This is a genomic window from Clostridium sp. OM05-6BH (genome assembly GCF_003481635.1).
Classification (GTDB): Bacteria; Bacillota; Clostridia; order Lachnospirales; family Lachnospiraceae; genus Butyribacter.
The window spans coordinates 1-17,945 of sequence record NZ_QULH01000005.1 but is presented as its reverse complement, the minus strand read 5'-3'; the positions used below and the strand labels follow the sequence as shown (position 1 = coordinate 17,945).

The following is a 17,945-nucleotide window of genomic DNA, read 5'->3' as shown; positions in this document are numbered from 1 at the left end:
TCAAAACCACTTTATGAAAGGCAATATCAGCGCTTTGCTTTGCAAGAATTGCTAAAGCAATTCTTGATAGCATTACTCCACACAACAGCAATTTTCGATAAAATATTTCCGATAATTAAAAAACAGCCGCACCTTTCGGCACGACTGTTTTCCGGTTTTCACCATATTTTAAATGACTCAATAATTATCAAAATTTAATGCTAATTTCTTTAATTATTTGAATTTCTTGTAACCGCTCTTCTTTAACTTCTTAACATTAGCCTTAGTTACTTTCTTAGAAGCGCCCTTAACCTTGATTGTCTTCTTGCATCCCTTGAATGCTTTCTTAGCAACCTTTGTTAATTTAGCTTTTACCTTCAAAGTAGATAACTTCTTGCAGTTAGCAAATGCTCCTGCAGGAATGGACTTAATGTTCTTGCCAAGAGAGATTGTCTTAGCATTAGCGCCCTTGAATGCGTTCTTGCCAATACTTGTTACTTTGTAGCTGTAGCCATTGATCTTAGCTGTAGCTGGTGCAGAGAGGCTGGATGCCTTCTTACCTGCCTTAGAAAGACCAACGATTGATAATGTACCAGCTTTCTTAGCTGTAGCAGCCTTTGTTACCTTGTAAACAACCTTGCCGCTCTCAACCTTCTTTCCCTTCTTAGGAGCCTGTGGCGCCTTAGTAGGTTTGTCTTTCAGTGGCGCAGATGTTACATTTGGCTTCTCGCTTGGTTTAACAGTTGGTTTAACAGTTGGCTTTTCACTCGGTGTAGGAAGAACACCCTCAGACGCATCAATATCGTCCTTTGTAATAGTATCGTTCTTTACATTCTCACCTGTCTCAGGATCTTTATAAGTACCTTCCTTAAGGTCATTCAATGCAGCCTTAAGTCCTGTAACCTTAAATGTAATCTCAATGCTGTTCTCTGGAATTGCTAACTCTTCAGCATCTGTCTTGTCAAACAAAGGTCCCTTATCATCAGCATTCCACTTGTTGATCAGTGGATAGTAGTAATACAACTCATCTGCTTTCTGAACAAGGCTCAGATCTTTAGCAACTTCAGCACCATCAACCTTCATAGATGTAACAGATAACTTAACATCTGCATATGCACCATCTGGGTTTTCTTCTGTCTTAGCAGAAAGATCTGTTGCGATAGACAACAAGTTGTACTTCGTAGCTGCTGTTAAATCGATACCGCTAATAGCTACTGTATACTCACCATCTCTTGTAAGTAATACGTCAGTAGCCTTAAAGTTTGCAGCGTCACCGCTTGCTTTGATGTAATCGTAAGTATCCTGTTTTCCAAGATCATTTGGCTTGTAACCATTACGATAATCCCAAGTTCCATCCATCTGATATGCGATGTAAGCATGGATACCCTTTGTAGCCCAAAGAGCCTCGTCATAAGCCTTAGGAGCCTCTGTTGCTTCTGGAGTAGGTGTTACTTCCGGTCCTTCTGTATCGTCTGTGAATTTCAATTCTGTTGTCTTCATGGTTACATCAGAAATTGTTAAACCAGCTGTTACGTTCTTGTCATCATCCTTCTCTAATGCAGAATCGATGTCAGCGAACATTACACCTAACTGATTTCCAAGAGTAATTTCTCCTGCTGCAGTATAAGATACTGTATATGTTCCGTCTTTTTCGATTTCAACAACACCAGCTGATGGTACTGTGTTACCTAATGTATTTACAGACCAGTCACTTGAGTTCACACCGATGAATGCCTTGATAGACTTAGCGCCTGTCTTTGCTAATACATCTGCAACGCCTGCTGCCTTGAAAGAAATAGAGATGTCTCTAAGTGTCTGACCCTCCATTGTATTTGGATCAAACTTGCCCCAGTTGTTGAATACAAGAAGTCTTGCTTCTCCACTGTCGCCACCTACGAATTTGCTTTCTGTAGCACCATCGAATTTTGCAACGCTCTTAACTTCCTTTGCCACCTCAACTTTGAGAGATGCATCAGATACTGTTAAACCAGCTGTTACATTCTTGTCATCATCTTTCTCTAATGCAGAATCGATATCAGCGAACATTACACCCATCTGGTTTCCTAATTTAACCGTAGAAGAACCAGTATATGTTACAGTATAAGTTCCATCTTTCTCAATTTCTGTTACTCCGTCTGCAGGAACTGTGTTTCCAAGAGTATTTACAGACCAGTCACTTGAATTTAACCCAAGAAATGCTTTAATAGACTTAGCACCGGTCTTTGCCAATACATCAGCAACACCTGCAACCTTGAAAGTAATAGATGCATTCTTTACATCAATACCTTCAAGCTCACTCGGGTCATACTTGCCCCAGTTGTTAAATACTAACAAACGAGCTTCTCCGGAATCTCCGCCTACTAACTTAGATTCTACCGCTTTATCGAAAGATGTAACATCTTTCATTAAAGCAGGAGCTTTAATCTGAAGCTTTGTATCAGAAACTTTCAAACCTGCTGTTACATTCTTGTCATCATCTTTCTCTAAAGCAGAGTCGATGTCAGTAAACATTACACCCATCTGATTTCCAAGTGTAATTGTTGAGGAACCAGTATATGTTACTGTATAGGTTCCATCTTTCTCAATTTCTGTTACTCCATCTGCAGGTGCAGTGTTACCAAGAGTATTCACTGACCAATCACTTGAATTCAATCCAAGGAATGCTTTAATAGACTTAGCACCTGTCTTCGCCAACACATCAGCTACACCTTCAACATTAAAAGTAATAGATGCATCTTTCATGCTGATTCCTTCAAGTGCATTTGGATCATACTTGCCCCAGTTGTTAAATACTAACAAACGAGCTTCTCCAGAATCTCCGCCTACTAACTTAGATTCAACTGCCTTATCAAATACAACCTTGTCCACAGTAGATACCGCAGCATCTGCTTTTTCAGACACAAGGCCGACGCTAGGAATAAGACTTAACGCCATTGCTCCGGCAAGAATCCATGACAAAACTTTTTTTGTCTGTTTTCTCATTATTTCTCCTCCTCTTTTTATTATTGAGTCATCGTACATAATTGAAATGCTGTACGTAAGTTTTGAACTTAAGAGCCATGAAACAAAAACTCATATTCCAGTCAAAACGCACCATAGCCTTTCATTTATATACATAAAAATTTACAAAACATATTCTAACACGATACAGTAAAAAAATCAATCATTTTTACCTGTTTTTTGGAAAATCTGTTGCTGATTTTGTTAAATATATACAAAATTATATCTTGATCCTGTCTATATCGATGATTTTTACCGTAAATATACACAATACGACAGAACTGCCATGCAGGCTTTACTCAGAACATTCCTGCCACGAATACGTGTTTCGTATTCCCATTATGGCAAAAAAACAGAAAGAATAAATTTATTTATATCTTGTTATAATACCTTTCAAAAACTTGAAAGTGAGGCTTTTTATGACAAAGCAAAAATGCAATTCTAATAACACAAATGGCAATTTAGCCAAAAGCAGCCTAACGCTAAACGAATGGTATTCTTTTGGGATACAGAATTATAAAACCGGCGTTGTCAAACCATCGACAATCCAAAATTATTGCTGCATCTACAATAATCATGTCAAAAAATTTTTAGGTTATATGCCGCTTTGTGAAATTCGCACAATGCATATCCAACAAATGCACAGACCCTATTGTTTTGGCATAATACGATTTTTCACTTCTTTGACTTGCCTATTGGCTTCTTTCGGGTGACTGCTTTGAGGTTTTCGCTGATTCCAGCTTGTTTCTCCCTCTCTACATATAGAATCCGTATTTGCCGTTACCTATAATCAACAGCTCAATCCAACAAATTCCATTCACCCGGTACTCTCTTGTCAACGACCTATACCTGCCGGCGCTTTGCTTTGCAAGAATTGCTAAAGCAATTCTTGGCGATGTCACGCTACATAACAGCATTTTCCTATTCCATAGCATAAACTTTGACGCCGCATTTACAATATAAATGCACCAATGGTCCTTTTTATTTACGCAGTATAAACATAAAAAACCTCCGCGGAGTATCTATAAGATACCTCACGGAGGTCGTTCTTGTTCTGATTACTTATCTTAAAACAATTACTGTCAATCACGAATCATCGTTTGCACTACCATCAATCAATAATTAAACGGTAATTATTCGCCTAACTCGTAGATCTGGATGCCTGTGATCGTTGGACGTCCACTAAATGTCAATGACAGATAATGTCTATCCTTTGTCAAGCTTAATCCTGCTTCATCTAATACGATGAGCTTACCTGCGAAATCAGCATAATCAATATCTACATCATCCTTGAACGTCGCTGTATCAGATACACCCAACTGGATATGTCCAACGTTATCCTCGTCATCTGATTTCCAGTTTGCCTTGTCCAATGTCTCAGGAGCAAACTGTACTGCGATGGCTGGCTTCTTGTACTTGCTGACATCAATGTTGAGGAATGACTGATATCCGGTACCATCAAAGGTGATTGTTGTAGTATCGCCTGCAATCGTAGGAGATACTGTGCTGGATGGGATCATCTTCTTAGCTACATCCGGATCTTCTCCGTTAGTCTTATCAGCCTTATCGTTGTAACGGTTCTCACCATATGCATAGTCACCACCGTTCTTGTACCAAACACCAGTCCAGTTCCATACAGACTTCTTATCGCCAACTTCCTTAATGAAAGAAACATCTGTAGATTTACCCGTTGTCTTAGTCATACTTGTGTCGCCGTTAGCACCATTAATCTCGTTAAAGTATACGGCAACATCCTTAAATTTTAAAGTTGCTGCAGTTCTATCAAAATACTGACCAGTCTCCCAAAGTACCGGCACAGCATGATATTTAGCTGCTTCCTTGAATGTGTCATTAAACCAAGCAGTTACACTACCTGTGACTGTCTGAGGACTGCAGACACCACACTCACCGATGATATATGCATATCCTTCATCAGAAAATCTCTTAAGGAGCTCAAAATTCTCTACTGTTTTCTGGCGATCTCCATACGTATATGAACCGGCACCGCCATCACCACAAAAATCCCATGGAGTGTAGTAATGTACAGATACGAAAAGCTTTGTCTTGCCATTCTCAGCAGTATCTTTCGGCATTACAAACCTAGCGTTTACTGTCTTTTCAATGTCAGTGTTGTAACCTGGGATCAACAGATGACGGTTTGCATTGTTACCACCTGTAGCACGGATAACATCAACAAATTTCTGATTGATCTCGTTTGCCATTTTATACTTATCAGCTGTCTTTAAGTTGCCACCAATTGCAACATCACCCTGTTTATCCGTTGTAGAATAACCGTTGGAGTAAATGCTGTCGTTCAAACGATCTCCGAGTTCCTCATTAGCCCCCTCAAAGATCAGATGATCGGAATACTTGTTAAAACGCTCTGCAATCTGAGTCCAATATTTCTCATAACGAACCCATGCCTGTGCACGAACTTCTTCGTTTGCAACTTTCTTGCCATTCTCATCACGCTTGCAAGCGCCGAACTGACCCCACCACTGGTTGTCCCAATGATCGTTGATGATAACATACATACCATTATTCAAAGCGTAGATCACTGCTTTCTCTACAGCATCTAACATCTTGGCATTGATCGTATATGATCCATCATCGTTATCACCATTTGTCCAAGCTACCGGAATACGTACGGTATTAATGCCGTATGAATGTAATGCATCTAAATACTCCTGCGTGATCTCAACATTGCCCCACGCAGATACAAACCACGATGGATCTGCTGTCGCATAATCAGTAGCAGCCATGCTCTTCTTGGCAGAGATTCCCTGGACTGCTTCCAACGTGTTACCAATGTTTACACCCATACCCATCTTAGAGTCTGCTAAATCCTGAGAAGAAAGTTCTTTACGAACTGTTCCATTATCTTTGGATGTTACTGTAGAACCATCTGTAAATGTTACTGTCTTCTCATCACCGATATTGGATTTGTCATCAATCGTATATTTAATAACATCATTACCGGATGGTCTTCCATAGATTACTGCCTCCGGATCTGGAGTTGGTGTAACCTTAGGGGTTGGTGCGGGTGTTGTCGTTGCAGGTTTCTTAGTAGCAACATTTGCCGGTGCAGGTGCAGGTGTTGCTTTCTTCTTAACCGTAACAGTACATTTCAAAGTCTTTGTCTTTACTTTCTTAGATCCCTTTGCAATGTATTTAACCTTTACCTTGATAGTTGCCTTACCAGCCTTCTTAGCGGTAACCTTTCCCTTCTTGGATACGGTAGCCACGCTCTTCTTGCTGGTTGTCCACTTCTGGGACTTAATCTTCTTCACATTTTTCTTTTTGATCTTTAATGTGACTTTCTTGCCTGCTGTAATTGAAACTTTTTTCTTCAGTTTCAGGGTTGCTTTCTTAGAAGCTGCGCTCGCGCTGGCGGTATTAAATACAGTAGAAAATGCTCCTCCTGTAAGTACCATTGCAAGTGCAAGTGCAAAAGCAACGATTCTTTTTGTGTAACGTTGTTTCATTGTAATAATCCTCCTCCTTTATGGTTTATTGTAATTTTACGCAAAAACGTACTTTACTCCGTAATTATAACATGAGACGCACTTTTTTTCACTGGAATTATTTGTGATGAATCACATGATTTTTTCTATATCGTATTCGAAACTGCCATTTATCTGACATATTATCTTGTTGCATTGCAACGCCTTATGCAGGACAATATGGGCTCACTATATTTTATCGCCTTATGCATGACATATATCATCATATTCCGACGCCTTATATGCCTCATATTTCCATTGTAACGCATCCGTATCAGCGCTTCATAATTTCACGATATCGATTGAGGCATCCGGCTATCTCTGCTCGTCTTGGCATAGCCAGATCACTGCCATTGCCATTTGATAGCACATTCAATCCATCTCGCTCCAGTGCGTCCACAAGTTCTGACACCGCCTGCGATACCTGAATCTTTTGTCCGGCATACTGCTCCATGATCACTACCAAAGAACGTGCAATTGCCGCCATCTGCTCACTGTCAATGATCTGCTCAAGATAACGAAGATCTACATTCGTCTTGTTGATCGCAAATCCATCCGTACCCATCACCTTGATCTTCGCACCGCGATCAGATTTCCCGGCACTCTTTGCACTTGCAGGATCCCCGCTATATTTGCCGACCGCTCGTCTATGCTCACGACCGCCAGCTTCAAGCGACTGCTTTGGAATGAAAATTTTCTGCTCTACGCTGTCCGGATATTCAGCTGCCATCGATGTGTCATTCAACGGGTACGCTTTCGCTGTCTCTTTTGCAAATTGTGTGATTTCTTTCGGTCGATAACTTTCCATTTGCAATATTGTATCTGCAATATGAAAAAAAGCACCACAGCTCCCTGCAACTAAAATGGTGGAAACCTGTTTCTGCTCATATAGCCCTTTTACCCGTTTAATAAACGGTATGATCGGCTCTTCTCCTGCTGCCACAACCTTTTCCATTAATTCATCTCGAATCATAAAATTAGTCGCACTGGTGTCTTCATCGATCAACAATACACCTGCTCCATTCTCGACAGCTTCTACAACATTGGCCGCCTGCGATGTGGAACCGCTGGCATCCTCGCTGCTAAAATCCGTCGTATCCCGTCCGGTCGGCAGATTGCGAATAAACGGACTAATATCTTTATGATAAATGCTCCTACCGTCCTCAGAACGGATCTTAACCGCACTCTGTTCCATGGCAACGTACTCTCGACCATCTCCGGCAATATGCGGATATACTGCTCTTTCTAACGTCTGCAAAAGTGTGGATTTACCATGATAACCGCCTCCAACGATAAGCGTCACACCTTTTTTGATTCCCATACCCTTGATCATGCCTTTATGTGGAAGGTCCCACGTAACCTCCATGGATTCCGGCGAGGCAAATGGCACCGCCTTCTTCATTGGACGTTGGGATACTCCATTCTCGCGCGGCAGCACTGATCCATTGGCAATAAAAGCAATATACCCTTCTTCCGCCATCTGCTCTCTGATGTAGCGCTGATCGTCTGCGAGGTCTGCAGCTCTCTGTAGCTTTTGGGCGTCAATATTCGCATAACAGCAGGCGTGATGCACGATCTCCGGTATAAATTGAAAAAATATTTTGCCCAGTTCTCTTGCATTAATACTTCTCCCATTTGCCGGAAAACCAACTGACATACGAACGGTTAGCTCCCCATTTTTCGCATTGATATGACAGGCACTTCGCTCCACGATTTCCTGTCCCGGACGGCTAACTGCAATCAAGCCGCTTTTGCCGGATCCTTTTGCCTTAAAATTAAATGGTTCGCTTTCCCTGCAAACCAAACGGAGTAAATGATCTTCCACTGCGATCCTGCGATGCTTTTGCTCGTAAAACTCTTTTGGGATCGCATGTGTGCTCTGCGGCACCACCAGAGAAATCCGAGAGGGCGAAGCAAAAGGATCACCCTGCACTTTGTCAATACCAAGCCGATAATCGCCGAAATCGTAACTGCCCTTAAGGCCTTTATATGCTGGGTATCCCTTGTGATCTATCGAATTTAACATTGTTTTTAATCTCTGCATGATCATTCTCCTTCATTTACAATCCAAACATATCATGAAAGTTTCCAACTCCGTCAATCACCATAGCATCTTCCAACAATGATGCTGATTTTTGACGCTGGTTCTGTAATATGTTATGATTTTCGTTGGCTGTTCTAATAACCCTATTATAGGATACATGGGACAAAAGGTCTATATTTACCTGCGGGAACGAAAGAAACATTTTGTCTGCGAAAAAGTCAGAAATATTTTTCCGATGAAAACGGCAGAAGCATTTTGCCTATAACATAGTATGAAATACCTCTAAACCCGTGGGCAGAGAAAGGAATGCAAAATTACTATGAATGAAAAAGAGACTATTACCACAACTTTTCAAATGCCGGTGCTAGATAAACATTGGTGGAAAACCTTTGCGCTAATGCTTATTTCTGTGATCATGATGGGACTCGGCGTGTCGCTGCTCGTTCTGACGGAAATGGGGACAGATCCCTGCTCGGCAATGAATTATGGAATAGCCCGGACACTGGGACTTAGTTTTGGCAATTATCAACTATTATTTAATACGATACTTCTGATCTTGGTCATCTTACTTGATTGGCGGCTGATCGGTACCGGAACGATCGGAAATATGGTTGTGGTGGGCTACTCGGCTGATTTCTTCGGCTGGGTCTGGACAAACGTATGCCATGTGCCTGCACATCTTCCACTTGCAGCCCGCATTGGCATTCTGGTCCCGGCGCTTCTGCTTTTTGTGGTTGCTGCAGCCTGCTATATGCACAGCGGACACGGCATGGCACCTTATGATGCCGTACCTTTTGCCGTTACCGAAAAAATACGGCAAAAAACCGGTCGAAATTGTTTCAAGCCGGTTCGTCTTTCTATTGATCTGATCGCTACGATACTTGGATTTCTCACGGGTGGAGAAGTTGGTGTTATGACTGTCCTGATGGTGCTTTTACTGGCACCGATCGTTGAATTTGTTGGTAAACTGTTTGAAAAATGGGGTGTCGCATAACGACACCCCATTTGAGCTATTTCAGTTATTTCTATTACAACATTTCCCTTGGATTCAAGTTTCTCATGTCTCTATTGCAACATCTCTCTTGAATTCAAGTTCTTCGTCTCACCACTTCAACATTTTCCTTAGATTCAAGTTCTTCGTCTCACCACTTCAACATTTCCCTTAGACTCAAGTTTCTCAAATCATCACCATTGCAGCATTTCCTTAGCAGCATCTGCAATTAAACGGGCACACTTACGGTTCGTCTTCTCCGTCGGATGCCAATAAGTTCCTAAGCCATCTGCCTCATCCTGCAATGGAAGCTGTACATAACGAATCGTACAATCTGGCGTAACTTTGGCAAAACATGCTGTCGCAGCATCAATCACCGTATTCAGTCTTTGATCCATCGCTCCGATCGTTGTTATAATAGCTGCATTCGGATTATGCTCGTGCACCTGATGCAACAATTTTACATAAGCATCTTCAAACTGTTTTTGTCTGTCTGGAATATCTCTTGTATAGCTCGCATCATTCGTACCTAAATAAATGACAACAAGCTGCGGTTTATATTCCTCAAAATTCCAAGTTTCCCAGTCTGACTGCTCATTGGCAAAATAATCTCGTTCCAATCCTGCATCCGTGTATTCATATAACATTGGCATCAGCCAGGAATCATCAATCTGTGCATCCTCTTCTTCCCCTATATATGCCGTGATAACACCTTTTCCGTTCCACGATACCAAGTTAGGTTCTGCATCAAGCAATTCTGCGGTAAGTAATGAATACGATTTGGTCGGATTTTCATCTGCGGTGTCAAATATTTCATCACTCACATCACCTTCCACGCCGTAACCGCAAGTGATCGAATCGCCAAAAAACTCGATCTGTCTTTTCTTATGTACCGGCGGCGATAATAGTATTTCTTCCCCCGGGTTTACTTCATCGGTAATTTCTATAGAAACAATACCACACGCTGCATATTCTGCTTCAGAATATTTAACGATAGTAATCTGCTGTTCCGTAGTTTGTTGCGTTTCAAACAGCACGATTGTCTGCCTGTCCTGCTCTAAGCGCAGACGCTTAGCAGGATCTCTATCCTGTCCATAATAAATAGCGATCCAAGCCCTCTCCTTCTCAGTATGCTTTGATGCGTCACTGACAATCTCTGCGGTTGCTTTTGTTCCTACGAATTTGAAAGAAATAGATGTCGCAGAATATCCCAGATAACGAATACCCTCTCGATAAATAGTTCTACCCGTTACACTAACATGCTTCTTATCTGCCTGAAATTTCATTCTTTCGCCTCCATAAATACACATTTTTTAGTCATGACTGGCAATATACAATATTGCTTTCATAATTTCATTTTTACCGGATCACTCTACGGTAACTACTTTTGCTAAGTTTCTTGGTTTATCAACATCCAATCCACGATCCATCGATACGTAATATGCCAGCAACTGCAATGCCGCTGCTGCCGGGAATACCATAAACTCATCCGCCATATCCGGTAATAATAATACATCTGCATATTCTGCATCTGCCATGGAAATACTTTCGCGTACAAACAATACAACACTTGCACCACGAGACTGCACTTCACGAATGTTAGATAATTCTTTATCTTTTAGCTTTTCCTGTGTGACAACAGCAACGACCGGTGTATCTTCTGTGATCAGAGCGATCGTACCATGTTTCAATTCACCAGACGCATATGCCTCTGTATGAATATAGGAAATTTCCTTTAATTTTAAAGCTCCCTCCAGCAAGATAGAATAATCCAATCCACGGCCAAGCATAAATGCATCTTTTGCCTCTAACAGCTTTCTGGCAATTTTATGGATGTCGTGTTTCTTATTCAATACTTCCTTTAACTTGGCAGGAATCTGAAGCATATTGTCAACATACTCTTTCTCCGCTGCATCGTCGAAAATACCTCTTACCTTTGCCATGCGCCCAATTAAGAGCATTAATGTTTCTACCTGTGTCGTATATGCTTTCGTACTTGCAACCGCGATTTCCGGACCGGCTACCGTATACATGACATAATCACTCTCTCTGGCGATAGAGGAACCCTTAACATTAATAACCGCAACACTCTTGGCACCTTTTTTGCGCGCATACTTCAGTGCTTCCAAAGTATCGATCGTCTCACCGGACTGTGAAATTGCTAATACCAGTGTTTTCTCATCAATGACCGGATTGGAGTACATAAACTCAGATGCATACTCTACATCCATCAGCATTTGTAATTTTGACTGAACGATCGCTTTGGCGATCAATCCGGCATGCATAGCTGTGCCACAAGCAACAACACAAATTCGCTCACAATTCTGCAAAACATCATCCGGCACACCATCAAAGGACAAATCAATATGTCCGTCAACAATACGATGATCTAATGTTGCCTGCAATGCCTCCGGCTGCTCCATAATTTCCTTTTCCATATAAAATGGATATTTACCTTTACCATCACGGCTGGTATCCCAATCAATCTCCAAAAACTCTGTCTTCTGCTCTTTGCCCTTCAGGTCAAACACTTTAATATCGTCTTTGTGCAGCTCAACGATCTGATACTCCGGCACAACCATATATTCCGTAGCATGAGAGCCAAGTGCTGCAACATCAGATGCTAACATTGTGCCGTCCTCGGTACGTGCAGCCACGATCGGACTTACGTTACGGATTGCATAGATTACATCCGGTATATCATCAAAAATAATAACTAATGCAAATGTTCCCTTTAAATGCTTTACCGTTTGTGCGATTGCTTTATGTGGATCTCCATCGTAGTAACGGTTTAAAACACCGGCAACTACTTCTGTATCTGTCTCTGACTTCAGATCTTTGCTCAACATAAAATGATCACGAAGCTCTTCATAATTTTCAACAATTCCATTATGAACTAAAAGCACATTACCCTGACGATGTGGGTGCGCATTCTCGTCACTGACACCACCATGTGTTGCCCAGCGTGTATGACCAATTCCACAAGTAGCCTGCTTCTTGTCATTCTCACATACTTTGCGCAGATCAGCAACGCGTCCGGCACATTTACGCAACTTCGTCCGTCCTGTCTCAGCATTGATCGTTGCAAGACCGGCACTATCGTAACCACGATATTCCAACAATTCGAGAGCATCCAACAAAAAGTCCGTCACCGGACGTGCTCCATTATAACCAACAATTCCGCACATAATTTCCTCCGTTCTACTGCCAAATCGGCAGATTCCATCTGTTACTGTGACGCCTCCCGCACTGCCCACAATATCCTGCAGCATCACCGGTGTATTTCCACACTCTTCACTGTTATCTGCAGCATTACCGGTGCATTTTCAGACTTCATCCTGTGCCCATGCGGTTCTGCGTCGATTGCCTTCTAAGAACAATCATCGCAAACGAAGGATCTGTAATCTCCACTGTATTGAATTTGTTTTGCAGTCACCTGCATATTTGCCAATACATAACGCACTGGAGCGTACGAAGAGACATCCGCCGAAATTTCGATAATCTCTTTCCTCGTCAGCCTGATTCGTGCAAATTTATACTTTTGTGCACAAAACTAGGCTCTGGCGCTTAAAATTTGTGTATTTTTGTTACAGAACTCTACATTTTACGATTTAGTCCCTTCGTACAATATAAGGTCTAAAAGCCTTTTTGTCAAGGTAAACTTGCATCTGTGGCACTTTCACATTATAATATATGCTATTATTTCGGCAATGATCTGTTCAGAGGGTATTTCAAATGAATACTGAAAATACCTTTGCAAATAACACAGATATATTGTTGCCGTCACTTGAACTAAAACAATATTTTATACAGAAACGGAGATAATTATGGCAAAAAATACAGAATACGAATTTGAAGAAACTATGGTTACGTTAACCGATGAGGATGGGATTGATAAAGACTTTTATGTGGATGAAATCTATGAGGTGGACGGTCAACTCTATGCCGCTCTGATTCCGGGTTTTGTAGAAAACATTACAGAATATTATGTGTTCCGCATCAAAGATTTAGGAAATGATGATTTTGAATTAGAAGATATTAATGATGAAGAAGAGTACGATGCCGCAGCAGATGCCTACGAGGAACGTCTGGATGCGAGGGCTTGGAGCGAAAGCATGAAATAACATAAAACTGCCTTAGAAATCACAGGATTTTCTGTAATTTCTAAGGCAGTCTTTTTTGTTCTTCTACCGAGACTATCTCTCATTCTTTGTATTGTGTATTACACAATGCAACCTCGGCTTAGTATTCTTTCATAAGGATTAATCCTCATATTGATCGTTGTAGATGATAGCTGTTTTAACATGCTCTGCTGTTTCCGCATCTTTTAACGCCGTAATGATTTCTGCTGCAAACTCAATACACGTTCCCATTCCGCGACTTGTGATAACCTTGCCATCACGAACAACCGGCTTCTTAACATACTGACCACAGATCAACTGATCTGCAAAACTTGGATAACAAGTTGCCTGATGATCTTTCAAAATCCCCAGTTCACCAAGCACAGTAGGTGCTGCACACACCGCTGCAACCCATTTTTCTTCTTTTGCAAATTGCTGCAATTGCTGGCACAGTGTATCGCAGGCACGTAAATTCGGTGTTCCCGGAATACCACCCGGCAAAATCAGCATCTGTGCCTCTGCGAAATCTGCCTCATCTAATAATCTGTCGGCGGTGATGCATACTCCATGTGAGCTCTTTACCACTCTCTGATCCCCGATCGCCACCATGTCAATATCAATCTTTGCACGGCGAACCATATCTACTACCGTCAACATTTCAACTTCTTCATATCCTTCTGCTAAAAAAATAAGTGCTTTTGCCATATTCCCCGTCCTTTCCACTCTGCATAACAGCATTTTTCTATTTCACAAAAAAAAGCAAAACCAGCGTTTTGCTCTGCAAGAATTGCTAACGCAATTCTTGGTGGCTTCCCTCTAGGTTACGAGCATTTTCCTATATTGTAAAAAAAGTGAGAATTTCACAGAAATCCTCACTTCCTCAACAGAGCTGCTAACGGGAATTGAACCCGTGACCTCCGCCTTACCAAGGCGACGCTCTACCGACTGAGCCATAGCAGCACTCAACAATCCATATTATATAATAGCGCCTCTAAATTTGCAAGCAAATTTTTCATTTTCTCTGTTTTTCATTTTCTCTGTTTTATAAGCCCCATTTATACGTTTTCTATCGTGTCCCCGAACACTGAAGTGAAAAGCTTATTTCCACCTTAAAGAGCAAAACAGATTAATTTCCTTCTCTTTTATCTTCAGCAGCCCTATTGCAGTATTTAATGCAGCTTTTGGATGAGAAGAAGGCGTCATCACCTTAGTATCGTCCGTAATTTAGTCTTGATCCGCTGCAATGCGTTGTCTATTGCTTTCGGTTGCTTTTGCATATATCTGGCAATCTCCTGATAAGTCATACCACGCAAAAACAACGATAGAACTTCTCGTTCCATTCCACTCAAAACACTAAATAAGCGTTCCTCTATATCACCAGCTTCTTCTCTGTCAATAATAATGTCCTCTGGATTTTGATGCAGACCTGCCGACACACGATCCAACAGCTTGACGCTGTCCGGTCCCTGTTCATTATCGCTATCACTGGCTGAATCGATTGAAATATAAGTATTAAGAGGCCCGTTTTTTTTACGATTGGACTTTTTGACAGCAGAATACATCTGCCGATTAATGCAATGACTGGCAAATGTCTCAAATGCAGCGCCTCTACATTCATCGTAGCTTACGACTGCCTTGTACAGGCCAATCATCCCTTCCTGTATTAAATCGTCCTCATCGCCATCCAATAAAAACAATGTTCGCGAAAGCCCTCTAACGAGTCCTTTATATTTAGCCAATACATACTCCATAGCCTCATCATTACCATGTTTTGCACTGGCAACCACTTCCTCTATTGTCTGCTGTTCATACTCTCTCATACTACACCCCGTACTTACCTCACATTCACCCATTACGATTTGCTTCTGCAAATGTGCCTACTTTATACCCTTAACATACCCCTGGCTATAACACACTGACTTCTATATCCTTAGCGTTCCTCTGGCTATAACACGCTTATTTTATACCCTTTGTGATCCGCTGGCGCACGATTTCATATGATAAAATTCCCATCGCTACCGAAGCGTTTAATGAATCAATATCACCCTGCATCGGAATGGATGCCGTAAAGTCGCAGTTTTCTTTCACTAATCTACTGACACCATCGCCTTCGTTACCGATCACAACACCGATCGGCCCGGTCAGATCAAGCGAATACATCGTCTCTCCTGACATATCTCCACAAACAAACCACATCCCCTGTTTCTTGAGTTCTTCCATGGTTTTGACCAGATTCGTTACCTTTGCCACCGGAGTATAATGAATCGCTCCTGCAGATGCCTTTGCCACAGTGGCAGTTAAACCAACAGCTCGTCGCTTAGGAATGATGACACCATGTGCACCTGCCTGGTTAGCAGTACGAATAATAGACCCCAAATTGTGTGGGTCTTCTATTCCATCCAATAAAATAACGAACGGTGCTTCCCCCTTCTGTGCCGCACGATCCATAATTTCTTCTACTGTGCTATACTCATAAGCCGCCAAATGTGCAATAACTCCTTGATGCTTACCTGTCTCTGATAATTGATCCAAGCGTTCTTTCTTGACGAAATTGACAATGGTACTCTGCTTTTTCGCTTCACGCAAAACTGTTTGAATAGGGCCATCCTTGCAGCCTTCTAAAACAAATATCTTATCAACGGTTTTCCCTGCACGAAATGCCTCAATTACTGCATTACGCCCTTCTATTGTTAATTCTTCGTATGCCATATGTGTCTTCCTTCCTATATAATTTAACAATTTACACTACCGTACCAAAACAATTTAATTCACTTCGATCATGCGAGTACATTATTTGTGGGGCATCTGATCTGCTTCGATCATGCGAGTTCATTATTTGTGAGGCATCTGATCTGCTTCGATCAGACCATCGTGCAACAATTTCATAGCTCGCTCCATCTGGTGCGTCAAATACCAATACCCAACCAACGCTTCAAACCCGGTCGCTACACGATAATCCACAATAGACGCATTCTTTGCAGAAGTTGCTGACTTGGCGTTGCGTCCCCGACGATAATATGCCACTTCCTCCTCAGTAAGCTTGTCCTCTAAAATTTTCATGAGCTTAGCTTGGGCCTCTGCTTTTACAACAGAACTAGTCATTCTATGAAAATTTTTGACATGACCAGCACCCAGATCAATGACTATCGTCCGAATGATCAAATCATATACTGCATCCCCAATATATGCAAGTGCTAATGCGGAATACTGGCTTGGCTGCAGTTTACTTTTTCCAAAGGTGTCCTGAATCTCGTTAAAAATATCCTGATATTCCTTCTCCAATCTTAGTCTCCTTTTTTATATAGCGTAAACTAAAACGACCCCCATTTACATAGTGCAAATGAGGGTTGCTAGAGGCGACTACCGGATTTGAACCGATGATCAGGGAGTTGCAGTCCCATGCCTTACCACTTGGCTAAGTCGCCATATATGACTCCAACGGGATTTGAACCCGTGTTACCGCCGTGAAAGGGCGATGTCTTAACCGCTTGACCATGGAGCCATCTTGCTAGACAATTTTTGTCTGACAACGAATAATATACTATCATATAATTTACAAGAATGCAAGTGTTTTTTTTTATTTTTTTTAATGAACCAAAAATGAAATTTCAAATTTCTACGATTTCTACATTAAGGTTCCTACATTATTCCTACATTAATTATGTTATTCCATTGCATACACAGACCTAATATGCTATAATTATCGTATCGTGTGTTGTTTTGATCTGCGGTACAGAGGGTCTGTTCTCAAGTACTGGAGATTTTTGTAGAGAAACTCTACAAGGTGCCAACATAAAGATGTTTACTTCATTGTAACATCTTTATGTTGCAATGACTGTGGTCTTACTGGCTGATGTAGGATGCCTAAGCATGTAGGTCAACTCTCACTATCCATAATCAATTTTTTCTTCGCTTTTTTTCTACTGTTCTTAAAATTAATTCCTTTGTCTTTTTTATTCCCTTGTTCCTTTTTTCATATGTCCCCTAATTAACCGCTTTGTATCAAATATGCAATAATACAAAGTCTTTAATAAATGTGCCTGTAACACATTAAATGTAATAAAAAAATCTCTTCGTAAACCCATTTGGCAGAATTGGACACTTTTTTCCATAATTGGACACTTTAATTCTATATAGGAAGCTTCCAAAGATCATCTATTACCAGAAATGGGATTATAAAGAGTACAATCCTTATCTTTAATGGCGATATGGCAAAAAGATCAAAAAAAGTCCTGTAAACGAAATCGTTTACAGGACTTTTTTGTCGCTCCCCGAGTAGGACTCGAACCTACGACAGCGCGGTTAAC

At 41.3% G+C, this 17,945-nt stretch carries 11 protein-coding genes and 3 tRNA genes; 2 read left to right on the top strand and 12 right to left on the bottom strand.

The window, feature by feature from the left end; all coding sequences use genetic code 11:
• Positions 1-213: 213 nt before the first annotated feature.
• From DXB73_RS06285 to DXB73_RS06270, 3 genes are all read right to left on the bottom strand, one after another.
• Positions 214-2,961: a leucine-rich repeat protein gene (locus DXB73_RS06285; RefSeq protein WP_182448211.1), complete on the bottom strand. Its 2,748-nt coding sequence runs from the start codon at positions 2,959-2,961 to the stop codon at positions 214-216.
• 1,151 nt (positions 2,962-4,112) lie between these two features.
• Positions 4,113-6,464 carry a cellulase family glycosylhydrolase gene (locus tag DXB73_RS06275; RefSeq protein ID WP_118690481.1) on the bottom strand — a complete coding sequence of 784 codons (2,352 nt, stop codon included), beginning with the start codon at positions 6,462-6,464 and terminating at the stop codon, positions 4,113-4,115.
• Positions 6,465-6,756: 292 nt separating this feature from the next.
• Positions 6,757-8,526, bottom strand: a complete 1,770-nt coding sequence (locus tag DXB73_RS06270) for an ABC-ATPase domain-containing protein (protein WP_118690480.1) — start codon at positions 8,524-8,526, stop codon at positions 6,757-6,759.
• A 319-nt stretch (positions 8,527-8,845) separates the two neighbouring features.
• On the opposite strand from DXB73_RS06270, the gene DXB73_RS06265 reads away from it, so the two are divergent.
• Positions 8,846-9,520: a hypothetical protein gene (locus DXB73_RS06265; RefSeq protein WP_118690479.1), complete on the top strand. Its 675-nt coding sequence runs from the start codon at positions 8,846-8,848 to the stop codon at positions 9,518-9,520.
• A gap of 191 nt (positions 9,521-9,711) precedes the next feature.
• Here the strand turns inward: DXB73_RS06265 and DXB73_RS06260 are convergent, their stop codons facing one another.
• Together DXB73_RS06260 and glmS are read right to left on the bottom strand one after the other, a co-directional pair.
• Entirely contained in the window at positions 9,712-10,803 is a 1,092-nt protein-coding gene (locus tag DXB73_RS06260) for an SGNH/GDSL hydrolase family protein (RefSeq protein WP_182448212.1), read from the bottom strand.
• A gap of 81 nt (positions 10,804-10,884) precedes the next feature.
• On the bottom strand, positions 10,885-12,705 hold the full coding sequence (gene glmS / locus DXB73_RS06255; RefSeq protein WP_118507449.1) for a glutamine--fructose-6-phosphate transaminase (isomerizing): 1,821 nt from the start codon (positions 12,703-12,705) through the stop codon (positions 10,885-10,887).
• Positions 12,706-13,344: 639 nt separating this feature from the next.
• Here glmS and DXB73_RS06250 point away from each other — a divergent pair.
• Positions 13,345-13,641: a DUF1292 domain-containing protein gene (locus DXB73_RS06250; RefSeq protein WP_118690477.1), complete on the top strand. Its 297-nt coding sequence runs from the start codon at positions 13,345-13,347 to the stop codon at positions 13,639-13,641.
• Positions 13,642-13,779: 138 nt separating this feature from the next.
• Here DXB73_RS06250 and DXB73_RS06245 read toward each other — a convergent pair whose 3' ends face one another.
• From DXB73_RS06245 to DXB73_RS06215, 7 genes are all read right to left on the bottom strand, one after another.
• On the bottom strand, positions 13,780-14,343 hold the full coding sequence (locus DXB73_RS06245) for a DJ-1 family glyoxalase III (RefSeq protein ID WP_022025410.1): 564 nt from the start codon (positions 14,341-14,343) through the stop codon (positions 13,780-13,782).
• Between the two features lie 182 nt (positions 14,344-14,525).
• A tRNA-Thr gene (locus DXB73_RS06240) sits at positions 14,526-14,598 on the bottom strand.
• A gap of 242 nt (positions 14,599-14,840) precedes the next feature.
• Positions 14,841-15,458, bottom strand: a complete 618-nt coding sequence (locus DXB73_RS06235; protein ID WP_118690603.1) for a sigma-70 family RNA polymerase sigma factor — start codon at positions 15,456-15,458, stop codon at positions 14,841-14,843.
• Positions 15,459-15,594: 136 nt separating this feature from the next.
• A complete protein-coding gene (rlmB, locus tag DXB73_RS06230; RefSeq protein WP_182448213.1) occupies positions 15,595-16,347 on the bottom strand; it encodes a 23S rRNA (guanosine(2251)-2'-O)-methyltransferase RlmB in 753 nt (250 codons plus the stop codon).
• Positions 16,348-16,470: 123 nt separating this feature from the next.
• On the bottom strand, positions 16,471-16,920 hold the full coding sequence (locus DXB73_RS06225; protein ID WP_022025407.1) for a ribonuclease III domain-containing protein: 450 nt from the start codon (positions 16,918-16,920) through the stop codon (positions 16,471-16,473).
• A 72-nt stretch (positions 16,921-16,992) separates the two neighbouring features.
• Positions 16,993-17,063, bottom strand: a tRNA-Cys gene (locus DXB73_RS06220).
• 5 nt (positions 17,064-17,068) lie between these two features.
• Positions 17,069-17,140 (bottom strand) — tRNA-Glu (locus DXB73_RS06215).
• Positions 17,141-17,945 lie beyond the last annotated feature (805 nt).